General features: G+C 72.8%; 2 protein-coding genes. Both read right to left on the reverse strand.

Translation table 11 applies throughout. The features are described from left to right. Positions 1–19: 19 nt before the first annotated feature. A complete protein-coding gene (locus tag BDIM_RS05345; RefSeq protein WP_003164553.1) occupies positions 20–517 on the reverse strand; it encodes a hypothetical protein in 498 nt (165 codons plus the stop codon). Further along, the coding region (locus BDIM_RS05350; RefSeq protein ID WP_155818680.1) for a FliI/YscN family ATPase at positions 514–1,766 on the reverse strand (1,253 nt) is incomplete at its 5' end. The genes BDIM_RS05345 and BDIM_RS05350, both read right to left, overlap by 4 nt.

Here is a 1,766-nt window from a genome sequence, read left to right on the forward strand (position 1 = left end):
TTGTTCACGGCGTCGGCCATCAGGCGCGGCCTCCCATAAGCAGTTGCAGGCGCGGGCGGCCCCGTTCCTCGAAATCGAGCTGTTCCTGGTCCTCGCGGCGTCCGGCGCGCAGGGCCACGGCGCGGCGCAATTGGCCGTCGACGGCGTCGTGGCGGGCCGTGGCGCGCATCAGGGCGCGCAGGGCCTGATCCCGTTCAGCTTGGGCGGCTTCGACTGCCCGCTGATCTTCGGCGCGCGCGTCTATTTCAGCTTCGCGGCGGTCGACGATCAGGCCACGTCGCGACAAGGCGCCTTCGATCAGGCGCGCGTCGCCGCCCGCGCCCGAGGCGAACCATTCATCCAGAGTCTCGATGTGGCGGCCCAGGGCGGCGATGGACTCCTCGCGCGCCTGCAACGCCGCCTGCGTCCGCGCCAGGGCGTCCTGGGCGACGGCGACCAGGCGGCGCGCGGCCTCGACCCTCTGCGCCCGCAGTGGGGCCAGGCGCCGCAGCAGGGTGATGCGGTCGCGCCCGCTCATGACGCCGCCTCAGCCAGCTGGGCCAGGGCCGCCTCAGCCGCCACGCCTTCATGGGCGCCCTGCTGCAACAGGGCGCGAAGGGCGGGCATCCGCTGCACTGCTTCGTCGGCCAGGGGATCGCCGCCGGGCTTGTACTCGCCGATCTGCAGCAGGAACTCGATCTCGGCGTATTTGGCCAGCCAGGCGCGCACCTTGCCCGCCGCCGCCTGATGCTCGGGCGAGGTCACGCGCGGGAAGACGCGGCTCAGGCTCATCAGCGGGTCGATGGCCGGATAGTGGTTCGCCTGCGCCAGCTTGCGCGACAGATAGACGTGACCGTCGAGGATGGAGCGGACTTCCTCGCCGATCGGGTCGCCGCCTTCCTCGTCCTCGATCAGCACGGTGTAGAAGGCGGTGATCGAGCCGCCCTCGATCGCGCCCGCCCGTTCGAACAGCCGGGGCAGTTCGGCGAAGACCGACGGCGGAAAGCCGCGCCGCACGGCCGGTTCGCCGACCGACAGGCCGATCTCGCGCAGCGCGCGCGCGAAGCGGGTGACGGAGTCCATCTGCAGCATGACGCGTAGGCCCTGGGCGCGGAAACCTTCGGCGATGGCGGTGGCGGCGTGGGCGGCGCGGACGCGCTCCATCGCCGGGCGGTCGGAAGTGGCGACCACCACGACCGAGCGGGCCAGGCCTTCCGGCCCCAGGCTGTCGTCGAGAAACTCGCGCACCTCGCGTCCCCGCTCGCCGATCAGGGCGATGACGTTGACGTCGGCGGCGCAGTGGCGGGCGAACATCCCCATCAGGGTCGACTTGCCGCCGCCCGCCATGGCGAAGACGCCGACCCTCTGCCCTACGCCGACGCTCAGTAGGGTATCGACCGCGCGCACGCCGGTCGGGAACAGGGCGCTGATCGGCGGTCGGGCCAGCGGATTGGGCGCGTCGGCATAGACGTCGCGCAGGGCGACCGGCCCGGCGATGGGGCCCAGGCCGTCCAGCGGGCGGCCGAAGGCGTCGATGACCCGGCCCAGCAGGCCGGGGCCGCTGGGGACTTCCGTCCGATCGTCGGCGGCGATGACCTCGGCTTCGGGACCGAGGCCGTTCAGGCTGGTCAGGGGCGTCAGTATGGCCGCGCCGTCGCTCAGGCCCACGACCTCGGCCTTGACCACGGGGCCGCCGGCGGGGTCGCGGATCTCGACCTGCTGGCCGATGCGGGCGTTCAGTCCCGTGGCGCGGACCGTGGTGCCGAAGGCCTGAACGACCCGCCCGC

The sequence above is a fragment of the Brevundimonas diminuta ATCC 11568 genome, from assembly GCF_000204035.1.
Taxonomy (GTDB): Bacteria; Pseudomonadota; Alphaproteobacteria; order Caulobacterales; family Caulobacteraceae; genus Brevundimonas; species Brevundimonas diminuta.